Annotated in this window: 12 protein-coding genes; 4 read left to right on the forward strand and 8 right to left on the reverse strand. The window is 69.8% G+C overall.

Annotated elements, in window-relative coordinates; genetic code table 11:
- Window positions 1-12: 12 nt before the first annotated feature.
- Both prpF and acnD read right to left on the reverse strand, forming a co-directional pair.
- Entirely contained in the window at window positions 13-1,176 is a 1,164-nt protein-coding gene (gene prpF / locus V5740_RS11995; RefSeq protein ID WP_347302711.1) for a 2-methylaconitate cis-trans isomerase PrpF, read from the reverse strand.
- Window positions 1,173-3,797 (reverse strand): Fe/S-dependent 2-methylisocitrate dehydratase AcnD, encoded by a 2,625-nt coding sequence (gene acnD, locus V5740_RS12000; protein WP_347302712.1) that lies wholly within the window; start codon window positions 3,795-3,797, stop codon window positions 1,173-1,175. Before acnD ends, prpF begins: the two co-directional genes overlap by 4 nt.
- 65 nt (window positions 3,798-3,862) lie before the next feature.
- Here acnD and V5740_RS12005 point away from each other — a divergent pair, with 65 nt between their 5' ends.
- From V5740_RS12005 to V5740_RS12015, 3 genes are all read left to right on the forward strand, one after another.
- Complete coding sequence (locus V5740_RS12005; protein WP_347302713.1) at window positions 3,863-5,299, forward strand: short-chain fatty acyl-CoA regulator family protein; 1,437 nt, start codon at window positions 3,863-3,865, stop codon at window positions 5,297-5,299.
- 230 nt (window positions 5,300-5,529) lie between these two features.
- Entirely contained in the window at window positions 5,530-7,188 is a 1,659-nt protein-coding gene (locus V5740_RS12010; protein ID WP_347302714.1) for a C1 family peptidase, read from the forward strand.
- On the forward strand, window positions 7,176-7,493 hold the full coding sequence (locus tag V5740_RS12015) for a protease inhibitor I42 family protein (RefSeq protein WP_347302715.1): 318 nt from the start codon (window positions 7,176-7,178) through the stop codon (window positions 7,491-7,493). Before V5740_RS12010 ends, V5740_RS12015 begins: the two co-directional genes overlap by 13 nt.
- Here the strand turns inward: V5740_RS12015 and V5740_RS12020 are convergent.
- Genes V5740_RS12020 through V5740_RS12035 form a run of 4 tightly spaced genes read right to left on the reverse strand, consistent with a single transcriptional unit; the run spans window position 7,490 to window position 10,217 of the window.
- Window positions 7,490-7,783, reverse strand: coding sequence for a DUF3325 family protein (locus tag V5740_RS12020; RefSeq protein WP_347302716.1), 294 nt, complete (start codon window positions 7,781-7,783; stop codon window positions 7,490-7,492). The two genes, V5740_RS12015 and V5740_RS12020, sit on opposite strands and share 4 nt — an antisense overlap.
- Entirely contained in the window at window positions 7,776-9,464 is a 1,689-nt protein-coding gene (locus V5740_RS12025) for a PepSY-associated TM helix domain-containing protein (protein WP_347302717.1), read from the reverse strand. The genes V5740_RS12020 and V5740_RS12025 overlap by 8 nt, the downstream gene beginning before the upstream one ends.
- A gap of 6 nt (window positions 9,465-9,470) precedes the next feature.
- The gene (locus tag V5740_RS12030) at window positions 9,471-9,779 is read right to left on the reverse strand and encodes a hypothetical protein (protein WP_347302718.1); all 309 of its coding nucleotides are present in this window, start codon (window positions 9,777-9,779) and stop codon (window positions 9,471-9,473) included.
- A gap of 45 nt (window positions 9,780-9,824) precedes the next feature.
- Window positions 9,825-10,217, reverse strand: coding sequence for a DUF6491 family protein (locus tag V5740_RS12035; protein WP_347302719.1), 393 nt, complete (start codon window positions 10,215-10,217; stop codon window positions 9,825-9,827).
- A 98-nt stretch (window positions 10,218-10,315) separates the two neighbouring features.
- Here V5740_RS12035 and V5740_RS12040 point away from each other — a divergent pair, with 98 nt between their 5' ends.
- The gene (locus V5740_RS12040; RefSeq protein ID WP_347304518.1) at window positions 10,316-11,065 is read left to right on the forward strand and encodes a sulfite exporter TauE/SafE family protein; all 750 of its coding nucleotides are present in this window, start codon (window positions 10,316-10,318) and stop codon (window positions 11,063-11,065) included.
- Here the strand turns inward: V5740_RS12040 and rarD are convergent.
- Together rarD and V5740_RS12050 are read right to left on the reverse strand one after the other, a co-directional pair.
- Window positions 11,062-11,955, reverse strand: coding sequence for an EamA family transporter RarD (rarD, locus tag V5740_RS12045; protein ID WP_347302720.1), 894 nt, complete (start codon window positions 11,953-11,955; stop codon window positions 11,062-11,064). The two genes, V5740_RS12040 and rarD, sit on opposite strands and share 4 nt — an antisense overlap.
- 79 nt (window positions 11,956-12,034) lie before the next feature.
- The gene (locus V5740_RS12050) at window positions 12,035-12,898 is read right to left on the reverse strand and encodes a BadF/BadG/BcrA/BcrD ATPase family protein (RefSeq protein WP_347302721.1); all 864 of its coding nucleotides are present in this window, start codon (window positions 12,896-12,898) and stop codon (window positions 12,035-12,037) included.
- Between the last annotated feature and the right edge of the window lie 50 nt (window positions 12,899-12,948).

Consider the following 12,948-nt stretch of genomic DNA (forward strand, 5'->3'; position numbering starts at 1 on the left):
TCTTGTTCGGGGTCAGAAGGCGTCGGCGGGCACATGGACCTCGCCGCTCATCAGGATGCGGGCGCTGCGGCTCATCACGGCGCGGGTGATGGTCCATTGTCCATCGCGCTCCGTCGCCTCCGCCCCGACGCGCAAGGTGCCCGACGGGTGGCCGAAGGTGACGCCGGTGCGTGGCCCCCCTGCCGCCTCCGCCACCAGAGTGCCCGGCACGGCGGCGGCGGCAGCGATGGCGACGCTGGCGGTGCCCATCATCGCGTGGTGCAGCTTGCCCATGGAAAGCGCGCGGACATTCAGGTTGATCTCGCCTGCCGCCACCTGCCGGCCGCCGGCTGTGGTGTAGGCGGCGGGGGCGGAGACGAAGGCGATCTTGGGCGTGTGCTGCCGCTGCGCCGCCTCTCCGGCATGCGCGATCAGGCCCATCTTCAGCGCGCCCAGGGTGCGCAGCGCCTCGAACCGGGCGAGCGCCGCCGGATCGCCGTTGATCGCCTCCCGCAGTTCCGTGCCCGTGTAGCCGATGTCGCCTGCACGCACGAAGATGGTGGGGATGCCGGCATTGATGAGCGTCGCATCCAGCGGGCCATCGGGCGTATCCAGCACGTCCACCGGCTTTCCGGTCGGGAACAGCGCGCCCTCCCCCTCCGCCGGGTCCATGAATTCCAGCACGATCTCGGCGGCGGGAAAGGTCACGCCGTCCAGTTCGAAACTGCCGACCTCCTGCACCGCGCCATCCGCCACCGGCACATGGGCAATGATCGTCTTGCCGATGTTCGCCTGCCACAGGCGCACGGTGCAGATGCTTTCCACGGCGTGTGCCGGATCGACCAGCCCGGCATGGATGGCGAAGGCGCCGGCGGCGGCCGAAAGATTGCCGCAATTGCCCGACCAGTCGACGAAATCGTCACCGATCGCCACCTGCCCGTACAGGTAATCCGCATCGTGATCCGCCACTGTCGCCGGCCCCACGATCACGCACTTGCTGGTGGAGGAGGTCGCCCCGCCCATCCCGTCAATCTGCGCGCCATAGGGATCGGGACTGCCGATCACCCGCTGGAACAGCCGGTCGCGTGGCTGTCCCGGCACGCGGCAGCGTTCGGGCAGGTCGGCCATGCGGAAGAACACGCCCTTGCTGGTGCCGCCGCGCATATAGGTGGCGGGAATGCGGACCTGCGCGCTCATGCTGCGGCTCCTTCCGCCAGGAAGTCCTGCGCGAAGCGTTGCAGCACGCCGCCCGCCTGCCAGATCGACACCTCCTCGCCCGTGTCGAGGCGGCAGAGCACCGGCACCTCCTCCACACTGCCGTCGCGGCGATGGATGGCGAGCGTCAGCTCGGCCCCGGCGGCAGGTTCGCCCCGCACATCGTAGGTCTCCGTCCCGTCCAGCCGCAGTCCCAAGCGGGTGGTGCCATGCGTGAATTCCAGCGGCAGCACGCCCATGCCGATCAGGTTGGTGCGGTGGATCCGCTCGAACCCTTCGGCGACGATCGCCTCCACGCCGGCCAGCCGCACGCCCTTTGCCGCCCAGTCGCGGCTGGAGCCTTGCCCGTAATCGGCGCCGGCGATGATGATCAGCGGCTGGCGGCGCTGGAGGTACGTCTCGATCGCCTCCCACATGCGCATCACCGTGCCGTCTGGCTCGACCCGCGCCAGCGATCCGCGCTGCACCGCGCCGTCCACCACCGCCATCTCGTTCACGAGTTGCGGGTTGGCGAAGGTCGCGCGCATCGCGGTCAGGTGGTCGCCGCGATGGGTGGCGTAGCTGTTATAATCCTCCTCCGGCACGCCCATGCTGGTCAGGTACTCGCCCGCCGCGCTGGTCGGCAGGATGGCGTTGGACGGGCTCAGGTGATCGGTGGTGATGTTGTCCGGCAGGATCGCCAGCGGACGCATGCCCTTGAGCGTGCGGGGCGATGCGGCCAGCGCGCCCAGCCCTTCGGTGTCCCAATAGGGCGGGCGGCGAATATAGGTCGATTCCGCGCGCCAATCATACAGCGGGTCCGCCGCCGCATCGCCATGGAGGTCGCGGGCGAACATCGGCTCGTATACCTCGCGGAACTGTTCGGCCTTCACATGGGCGGCGATTACCGCGTCGATCTCCGCATCGGAGGGCCAGATATCGGCGAGGCGCACCGGGCGGCCATCGGGAGTTTCGCCCAGCACGTCAGCCTCGATATCGAAGCGGATCGTGCCGGCGATGGCATAAGCGACCACCAGCGGCGGGGAGGCGAGGAAGGCCTGCTTTGCGTAAGGGTGAATGCGTCCGTCGAAATTGCGGTTGCCCGACAGCACGGCGACGGAGTGCAAATCGCGTTCCACGATCTCGCGCTGGATGACGGGGTTCAGCGCGCCCGACATGCCGTTGCAGGTGGTGCAGGCGAAGCCGACGATGCCGAAGCCGAGCTGCTCCAGCTCCGTCAGCAGGCCCGCCTCCTCCAGGTACAGCGCGGGCACGCGCGAACCGGGGGCGAAGCTGGTCTTGACCCATGGCTTGCGCTGCAATCCCAGCGCATTGGCCTTCTGCGCCACCAGCCCGGCGGCGATCACGTTGCGTGGATTGCTGGTGTTGGTGCAACTGGTGATGGCCGCGATGATCACCGCGCCGTCGGGGATCAGCCTCTCCCGCTCCTGCGCCAGCGCGCCTGGCAGATCATGCGCCACCCCGCGCGCCTGCAGCGCGGCGGTGGGCAGGCGCTTGTGCGGGTTGGAGGGCCCGGCCAGGTTGCGCTCCACGCTGGAGAGGTCGAATTCCAGCACGCGGTCGTATTCGGCCGTCGCCAGCGCATCGGCCCACAGCCCGGTCGCCTTGGCATAGGCCTCCACCAGCCGCACCTGATCGGGCGAACGATTGGTCAGCAACAGGTAGTCGATCGTCTGGCGGTCGATGAAGAACATCGCGGCGGTGGCGCCGTATTCGGGGCACATATTGCTGATCGTCGCCCGGTCGCCCACGGTCAGCCCGTCCGCCCCGGGGCCGAAGAACTCAAGCCACGCGCCCACCACGCGTTCGCTGCGCAGGAATTCGGTGATGGCCAGCACGATGTCGGTCGCGGTGATCCCCTCGGGCCGGGTGCCCGTCAGCCGCACGCCGACGCTGACCGGCAGGCGCATCATGCTGGGCCGGCCGAGCATCACCGTCTCCGCCTCCAAGCCGCCTACGCCGACGGCGATCACGCCCAGCGCTTCGACATGCGGCGTATGGCTGTCGGTGCCGACGCATGTGTCGGGGTAGGCAAGGCCATCCGCCACCTGCACCACCGGGCTCATCTTTTCGAGGTTGATCTGGTGCATGATGCCGTTGCCCGCGGGGATCACGTCCACATTGGCGAAGGCGGACTTGCACCAGTCGATGAAATGGAACCGGTCGGCATTGCGCCGGTCCTCCACCGCGCGGTTCAGGGCGAAGGCGTCCGGGTCATACCCGCCATGCTCCACCGCCAGGCTGTGATCGACAATCAGCTGCGTCGGCACCACCGGGTTGACCTGCCGGGGATCGCCGCCTTCCGCCGCGATCGCGTCGCGCAGGCCGGCGAGATCGACGAAGGCGGTCTGCCCCAGGATGTCGTGGCACACGACGCGCGCCGGGTACCACGGGAAGTCGCGCGTGCGCTGCCGGTTCGCGATCTGCTCCAGATATCCCGGCAGCTCCGCCGGGTCAGCGCGGCGCACCAATTGTTCAGCCAGGACGCGGGCGACATAGGGCAGCCGGTCATAGGCGCCGGGCCGCAGCGCCTCCACCGCCGCGCGGACGTCGATGAAGTCGAGATCGGTGCCGGGCAGCGGTTTGCGATGCGGATTATTCATGGCTACCCTCTTCCATGCAGGCTTGCCCCATGCAAATGTGGATTTGCGAAATTGGGGGTCGTGATTTGCAAATCAACACAGACGAGGAGGCCGGCGCGCCGAAGCAGCCGGTCTTTGCCGGGGCACGGGTCCGGACATTGCGGCGCGGACTGGGCCTCAACCAGCGGACGATGGCGGCGCGGGTCGGTATCTCCGTCAGCTATCTGTCGCAGATCGAATCCGACGCCCGGCCGCTCAGCGATGCGGTGCTGGTCGCCTTCGCCCGCGCCTTCCCCGACGAATGGGGCGACGTCTTTGCGGAGCCTGGGGAGACGATGCTGGCGCGCCTGTCCGCTGCGGTAGGCGATCCCGCGCTGCCCGGTCCCGCGATCAGCGAGGCGGCCATGCGCCGGGCGATCCGGCGGCAGCCCGAACTGGTCGAATGGCTGGTGCTGCTGCACGACGCCCATGCCCGCGGACAGGCGCAATTGCGCACGCTGGACGATGCGCTGGAGCGTGGCGATGCCAACGCCCTGCCGTGGGACGAGGTGCGCGACTGGTTCCACGCACAGGGCAATTACATCGACGCGCTGGACCGGGAGGCGGAGCGGATCGCGGGCGAGATCGATGCCGATGGCCAGGGCGTGGTGCAGGGCGTGCCGGCACGGCTGGCGAAGCTCGGCGTCAGCATCCGCCCCTTGCGCCAGGCCCGCGCGGGTGCACCGGTGCGGCGGTTCGACCGGGCATCGCGCACGCTGATGATCGACCCCGCACTGCCGCCCGAAAGCCAGCATTTCCTGATGGCATACCAGATCGTGCAACTGGAGATCGGCCGGCTGGTCAAGGCGACCATCGCCGCCTCCGGCCTCAGGTCGGAAGAGGCCCGACGGCTGCTGGCGATTGGCCTCAACAACTACACCGCCGGCGCGCTGCTGATGCCATACCGCCCCTTCCGCGCCGCCGCGCGGGAGCTGCGCCACGATGTGGACGCCCTGCGCGTCCGTTTCGGCACCAGCTTCGAACAGGTGTGCCACCGCCTGTCCACGCTGCAGCGGCCGGGCGCGGCGGGGGTGCCGGTATTCTTCGGCCGGGTGGACCTGGCAGGCAACATCACCAAGCGGCATTCGGCGACCCGGCTGCAATTCGCCCGCTTCGGCGGGGCCTGCCCGCTGTGGATCGTGCACGAGGCGGCGGGCATCCCCGACCGGATCCTGACGCAGCTGGCCGAAACGCCGGACGGCGCCCGCTATGTCGTCATGGCCAAGGGGCTCGTGAAGCAGTCCAGCAGCTTCGCCCGGCCCAGCCGCCGCTATGCCGTCACGCTGGGCTGCGAGGCGGAGCATGCGGCCGAGTTCGTCTATGCCGACACGCTGGATGTCGGCGGCAACGGGGCGACGCCGATCGGCATATCGTGCCGCATCTGCCCGCGCGAATTGTGCGAACAGCGCGCCTTTCCGCCGGTCGGGCGGGAGCTGATCGTCAGCGCGGACGAACGCGGAACGGTCCCCTATCGCCTGGGCTGACCGGCCGGCGCCGCCGCCCGACAGGTTCGCAGATGCGGCAATGAAAGGAAATCAGGAAACAATAGATGTCCGCTATCCGACCTTCATGGATCGGCTTGAAGGTGTATCAATTCGGGAGCATAATTGCCGGGCTGTAAAACAGGGCGAGTCGCAAAGAAGGCGATAGTCTACGGGGCAGTTCTTTATTTAATTCAGCTGTTGGCTGCCCATTCTTGTGGGAGAGATGCAGCATGCCTGTGCCAGAACTGCGGGCGATCACCCGCGCCATCGTGGCGGAGCGGGCGGGATGGACCGCGCGCGACAACCTTGTGGCCCGTCTGCCGGACGACCGCCGCCGTGCCCTGCTGGGCGTGGTGGTGGACGAACAGGCCCTCGCCTCCGCCATGGCGGAGGCGCCGCAGGCGCCCGCCGCCCCCGACTTCGCGCCCGCCGTCGATTGGCGCAACCGGAACGGCAACCACGTCACCCCGCCCAAGGACCAGGGCGGCTGCGGGTCATGCGTGTCGTTCTGCTGCGTCGGGCTGGTCGAATCCATGTGCTCCATCGAGCATGGGCAGAGGCCCGATCTGTCGGAGGCGGATTCGCACTTCTGCTCGTCCCACGGGGCCAGTTGCAGCGGCTGGTGGCCGAACGACGCGCTGGGCCAGATCCGCAGCCGCGGCGTCGTGGCGGAGGCGGACTTTCCTTATTCCTCCGCCTTCGGCAGCGGCGGCACGCCCGCCTGCCGCAACGTGGCGGACCGCAACCGCAAGATCTACAAGATCGGCAGCTTCGGCGCGCTGGTCAGCGCGACCGACCGCAAGAACCACCTGACCAATGTGGGCCCATGTTCGGCGGTGCTGCAGGTGTTCAGCGATTTCTTCACCTATGGCAGCGGGGTGTATCGCCATGTCAGCGGCGGGTACGAAGGGCTGCATTGCGTGCTGGTGATCGGCTATTCGGAGGCGCAGCAATGCTGGATCTGCAAGAACAGCTGGGGCACCGGCTGGGGTGACGGCGGCTATTTCCGGATCGGCTACGGCCAGTGCCAGATCGACACCACCTACCCGTTCCACTGGGCGCGCGGCGTCACCCGCCCGGGTGTTAACTGGAGCGGCTGGGAAGGTCTCGGCGGTCAGATCACCTCACGCCCGCAGGCCGTGTCGTGGGGGCCGAACCGGATCGACGTGTTCGCCCGCGGTCTCGATTCCGCCGTGCATCACAAATGGTGGGACGGCAGCGGCTGGCGCGGCTGGGAAAGCATGGGCGGGCTGATCCATGGCGCGCCCGCCGTCAGCTCCTGGGCCAGCGGGCGGCTGGACGTGTTCGGGGTGGGCACCGATCACCGGCTGCACCACAAATGGTACCAGGGCGGGTGGAGCGGGTGGGAAAGCCTGGGCGGCTTCCTGACGTCCGAACCCGCAGCGGTGTCGTGGGGCCGCGACCGGATCGACGTGTTCGCGCGCGGCGGCGACAACGCGCTGTGGCACCTGTGGTGGGACGGCACGGCGTGGCGCGGCTGGGAAAGCCTGGGCGGGCAGATCTCCACCGCGCCCGGCGTATGCAGCTGGGGTCCAAACCGGATCGACGTGTTCGCGGGCGGCATGGACCATCACCTGTGGCACCGCTGGTGGGACGGCACCGCTTGGCGCGGGTGGGAAGATCTGGGCGGCATCATTACGGAGGCGCCGGGTGCCGAATGCTGGGGCGCCAACCGGATCGACGTGTTCGCGCGCGGCACCGACATGCACATGTACCACAAGAACTGGAACGGTTCGGCGTGGTCGGACTATGCCGACCTCGGCGGCGTGCTGGGATCGGGCGTCGGCGTCAGCAGCTGGGGCACCAACCGGCTGGACACCTTCGTCATGGGGACCGACAGCCAGATGTGGCACAAATGGACGCTGTGAACGCAGGGGGCGAGCAGGCGGCGATGGATGTCGAGGTGCGCGCGGGCGAGGCGTTCAACGTCGACCTGCCGCAGCTCGGCGTCGCCGGGTACCAGTGGCTGGTGGCGGAGCTGCCTGCCGGTGTCACGCTGGTGGACGACAGCACCGCGGGGCCGGGGGCGGGCGCCGCGCCCGGCACGCCGGCCCAGCGGCGCTTCCGCTTCATGGTGGAGGCGCCGGGCCGGTACCGGGTGGTGCTGGCGGCGAAACGCGCGTGGGAGGCGCAGCCGGCCCGCCGGCAGGTGGTGGAGGTGACGGCCCGCTAGCTGCGCGCGCGGGCGTGCAGCGTCAGGCCCGCCGCGACCAGCAGCGCGGCGACCATCAGCAGCATGGGCCACACCAGCGCTGCCATGGATGCGGGATCGGCCGCGACACACAGCGCCAGCGACAGGGCACACAGTGCCGCGCCCAGCACGCGCAGCGTCACCTGCACCTCGCCCGTCAGCCGGCGCGCGCCCATCACCTGCCGCCAGTGCGCCTGCATGGCCAGCGCCAGCGCCGCCATCCCGCCGGTCGCCGCCAGCAGCGCGAGCAGCAGCAGCAGCCCGTCAGACATGGGCAGGCCGGCCGTAGGCGGGCGTCGCCGCGACCATCCGGGCGGCCCGGCGGCTGAGGCGCCAGCCGGTAAACGCGGCCAGCCCGCCGCCCGCCAGCAGCACCAGATCGACCCCGGCGACCGGCCAGTAGCCTTCGCCGATCGTCGCCAGCAGGTGGTCGCCGGTGCCCGCCCAATTGACCAGCACCGCCGCGATCGCCAGCGCACCCGCGGCCCAGCACTGCTCGCCCCAGGCGGGTGACAGCCCGGCGGCGGCGGACGGCCGGGCGCGGAACGCGGCATGGATCAGCGCCGCGATCCACGCGCCGCAGAAGATGCCGATCTGCCACTGGTTGTACGCCGCCATGCCGGCCGGCAGCATCCGGTTGGCGAGCAGCATGGCGCAGGTCGCCACCAGCATGCCGGTGACGCTGGTCACCGCCAGCGCATCGGCGACCCGCGCGCCCGGATGGCCGGCGGCGGCATGCTTGCGGCGGCGCTTCTCCACGAAGAACAGGAAGCCGGTGGCAATGCAGGCGCAGCCCATCAGCCCGCCCGCGAACAGCAGCCAGCGCAGCGGCCAGTGGCGGAAGAACTGGAAGTGCAGGCCATACAGGAAGCCGTAGGTGCCCTGGATCGCGGTGGCAGGCGGGTTCTCGTACAACAGGCGGCCGTCCGATGCGGCGTAATGCAGCGTCTCGGCACTCGCCACCCGGTCCACCGTATCGCGGGTGATCGACACGTATGCGTCGGCATCGCCCAGGTGGGTGATCGTCACCATGCCAACGTCGCCCGGCGTACCCTTCGCCGCCCAGCGCGCCCGCGCGTCCGCCATCATCGGATCGACCGGAGCCAGGGGACCAGGCCGGCCCGACGGTTCGAACGGCAGGCCGGTGCCGGCGATCTCCACCCCCTGTTGTTTGACGAGGAGTGGGTTCATCACCTCGTTAGGGCTGGGGAAGAACATGTAGGCGAAGATCAGCAGGCCCGACAGCGTGATCAGGAACAGGAACGGCAGCGCCAGCACGCCGGTCATGTTGTGGACGTCCAGCGTCGATCGCAGCCGCGCCTTCTCGGGCCGGAAGGTGAAGAATTCGCGGAAGATCTTGCGGTGCATGACCACCCCGCTGACCAGCGCCACCAGCATCGCCATGCCCGCGGCGAACACGATCCAGTAGCCTGCGTTCTGCCATTGCAGGTGCAGCATGAAGTGCAGCGGGAAGAAGAACCCGGTGCCCAGCGCCAGCCGGTTCTGCAGCTCCGCCGGCAGCCGCTCCCCGGTCTGCGGGTCGATCGAGGCGTAGCCGTAGACGTGCACGTGATCGAGCAGCGGGTCCGCCGGCTTGTTGGGCACGTCGAACGCGCCGTAGACCCGCCACAGCGGGTCGCGGTGATTAGTGTAGACGCCCATGTCGCCCAGGCGCAGCGCACCCGCCGGGGGCAGGTCGCCGATCACATCACCCTGTGCGATCCGCATGCTGAGCGGATCGGGCCGGATGCCGTCGATCACCGGGCGTACCGCCCGGTCGAAGGACGGGAAGGGCGCGGCGTGGGTGCGGGTTTCGGGCACGCTCCACCGGTCAATCTCCCGGTCGAACACCGACAGCGAGCCGAAGAAGAACACCGCCATCAGCACGAAGCCGACCATGAGGCCAACCCAAGTGTGGAGGTAGGCCATGGAGAGGCGGAAGGTCTCACGCATGGCCGGTCACACCATCTGCCGGGATACGAACCAGCATGCGGCGACCATCGCACAGCCGCCGCCGCCCAGCACCAGCCACACGACGGGCAGGCGCGGTTCGGCGAAGGCCCACAGGACCGCCGCGCCATACAGCAGGAAGGACATGAGCCAGGCCAGGGTCTGCGCCTCGAAGAACGGCAGCCCGGCGGCGAAGCCCGCCAGCGTGATGGCGGCGGTCAGGCCATAGGCGAACAGGTAGCCGCCGATGATCGCCGCGCCGAATCGCGACAGGACGGTGGCCGATCGGGCGACAGAGACACTGGAGGCAAAGGTCACGGGCACCCTCTGCCTCACCCGCGAGTGATTATCAATAGGAGGAAATCAATCCCGTCGTTGCCAGGTCTCCGGCCACTCGGCCTGCGGCAAGGCGCGGATATCGCTGACGAGGCACCGCTCCGCGCCCGTGCCGCTGGCGCGCGGCACCAGCAATTGTGCCGGCCGCCCGGTGCACACCCGGTCCCCTCCGCGCGACACCAGGCCGATGGCGGTGGCGTAACTGGCATTGGGGCAACCGGGCCGCAGTGTCAGCTCGTAAGCCTGGCGGAAGCCCAGCCGCACCAGCACCTTGTCGGGCCCCGCATCGGCAAAGCCGTCCACCTGCGAACTGAAGAAGCATTCCTGCGCTGTGCCGGCCGCGGCCACGTCGCCGGTCCCGTCAGGGGCGGTGCAGGCAGCCAGAGCCGGCAGCGTGGCGAGCAGGGGGAGAAGGCGCATGGGCTGGGTCCTTTCGGCAGGCTGGCCTGTTGCACAGTGCGCGAGCGGGCGGGCCGGTTCCGGTGGCGGATCGCGCGACCGCGCTGTACGGGGCGGGAATGACGGATGGATGGCTGCTCTACATGCTGGCGGTGCCGGCGGTGATCCTGCTCGGCCTGTCGAAGGGCGGGTTCGCGGGGATGGGCGCGCTCGCCATGCCGATGCTGGCACTGGTGGTCGATCCGGTGCGCGCCGCCGCCATCCTGCTGCCGATCCTGATTGCGCAGGACGCGGTCGGCGTCTGGGCGTTCCGCCGCAGCGTGGACTGGCGGCTGATCGGCTGGATGATGCCGGGCGCGCTGCTGGGGGTCTGGCTGGGCTACGTCTTCGCGGCCAGCCTGTCCGCCGCCACGGTGATGACCATGGTGGGCGCGATCTCCATCACCTTTGGCCTGTACCGCCTGTGGGCGGCGCGCCATGCGGCCCCGGTGGCCGTGCGCCGTTGGCCCGAATGGGTCGGCACGCTGTTAGGGGTGGTGTCCGGCTATACCAGCCAGATCGCCCATGCCGGGCAGCCGCCGTTCCAGGTGTGGGTGCTGCCGCGCGGCCTGCCGCGCGACGTGCTGGTCGGCACCACCGCCCTGTTCTTCGCCGCGCTGAACTGGATCAAGGTGCCCGCCTATCTGGCGCTGGGCCAGTTCAGCCCGCAGAACCTGATCGTGTCCGCCGCCCTGTTCCCGCTGGCGATTGCCGCCACCTTCGCGGGCGTGTGGCTGGTGCGGCGCGTGCCCGCCGAACGGTTCTATACCGCGATCTACTGCCTGATGGTGGCGGTCGGCGTCGCGCTGATCTGGGAAGCCGCCGCTTAGGCCGCCACGCGGTTGCGCCGCGCCAGCAGGTTGCCCGCGACATAGACAGCAAGGCCCGCCCAGATCAGGCCGAAGCTCGCGATGCGGCGCGCGTCCAGCGTTTCCCCGAACAGGGTGATCGCCAGCACGAATTGCAGCGACGGCGCGATGAACTGCAACAGGCCCAGCGTGGTCAGGCGCAGCGCGCGGGCAGCCGCGGCGAACAGCAGCAGCGGCACGGTGGTGACCGCGCCCGCCAGCACCAGCAGCGCGGTCAGCCCGGCTTCCTGCCCGAAGCTCATCCCGCCATGTCCCGCCAGCCACCACAGGTAGCCGAGCGCGATCGGCGCCAGCAGCATGGTCTCCACCGTCAGGCCGGACAGCGCGTCCACCGGCGCCAGTTTGCGGATCAGGCCGTAGAAGGCGAAGCTGAGCGCGATCGACAGGCTGAGCCACAGGCCGGTGCCCGCATCCAGCGCCAGCACCGCGACGCCAGCGCCCGCCAGCACCACGGCGGCCGCCTGCGCCCGGCGCAGCCGTTCGCCCAGCAGCGCCACGCCCAGCGCGATGTTGATGAGAGGGTTCAGGAAATAGGCCATGCTGGCCGCCAGCACCTGATGGTGCTGCACCGCCCAGACATACAGCAGCCAGTTGGCCGCGATCAGCGCTGCGCTCGCCGCCAGCATCGCCAGCACGCGCGGCGCCGTCAGCGCCTGCCACACCGCGCCGCCGCGGCGGGCCAGCAGCACCAGCGGCAGCAGCAGCACGACCGACCAGACCACGCGTTGCGCCACGATCTCCGTCCCCGCCACGCTGGCGACGAAATGGAAATAGACCGGCAGCAGGCCCCACAACACGTAAGCGCCCACCCCGCTCGCCAAACCGCGGCGGCTTTCCGGCATGTCGGTCATGGTTCTTGTGCACCTGCGAGAAGAAGCGTCGCTGTCGCCCTGCGCCGGGCGCGCCGCCCTGTCCAGCGGGCTTGTGCTTTCAGGGGCGAAAGCCCGCCAGCAGCAGCGCCCCGTCCAGCGGATCGCCCTCCGGCTCGCTCAGCCGCGCGACGGTACGGGCGCGCAGCCATGGGCGCATGCGCGGGGCCAGGCCGCCGACCAGCGCGCAGGCCGGTGCGCCGCGGGCGAAGATGGTGTCGATGAACCGTTCCAGGTGGCTTGCCGCCTCCTCCACGATGGCGCGCGCATTGGGATCGCCCGCTTCCGCATGGTCCATCACCAGCGGGGCAAAGGCGCCGTAATCGCGCGGGGTCGCGCCATCCATCCAGGCGATCGCCTGCGCAGCATCGTGGTTCCAGCGCTCGCTGACCGCCAGGCTCAGCTCCGTGGCGCGGGTGCGCCCGTCCAGGGCCCGCAGCGCGTGGCGCATGGCCGACAGACCCAGCGCCGCGCCGCTCCCCTCGTCGGAGATGGGGAAGCCGTATCCGCCCAGCGTGAAATCCTCACCACCGACGCGCAGCTGCACCGCGCTGCCGGTGCCTACGATCAGGATCGCCCCGTCGCGCCCGCCATGCGCGCCCAGATTGGCGATCAGCGCGTCGGTGGCGAAGGCGATGCTGGCAAAGCCGAAGGGCAGCGCGGCCAGTTCCGCCCGCACGTCCGCCCGGCCGAGCCCGGCGATGCCCATGCCGGCGCGTACCTCCCCGCGCTGCCCGGCCGTCACGCCCGCCTGCGCCAGCGCCTGCCCGGTGATGTCCAGCAGCCGGGCGTGCAGCGCATCCGCGCCGATGCTGGCATTGGCGGTGCCGTGCGCCTGTGCGCTGCCGATCACCGCGCCGCCCGCATCCACCAGCCGCGCGCGACAATTGCTGCCCCCCGCGTCGACACCCAGGTAGAAGGTCATGTGCCACCTTTCCGTCAGCCAGTGAGGCGCGATACCAGCCCGGCATGACA

Origin of the sequence: Croceibacterium sp. TMG7-5b_MA50 (genome assembly GCF_039830145.1) — a bacterium.
Taxonomy (GTDB): domain Bacteria; phylum Pseudomonadota; class Alphaproteobacteria; order Sphingomonadales; family Sphingomonadaceae; genus Croceibacterium.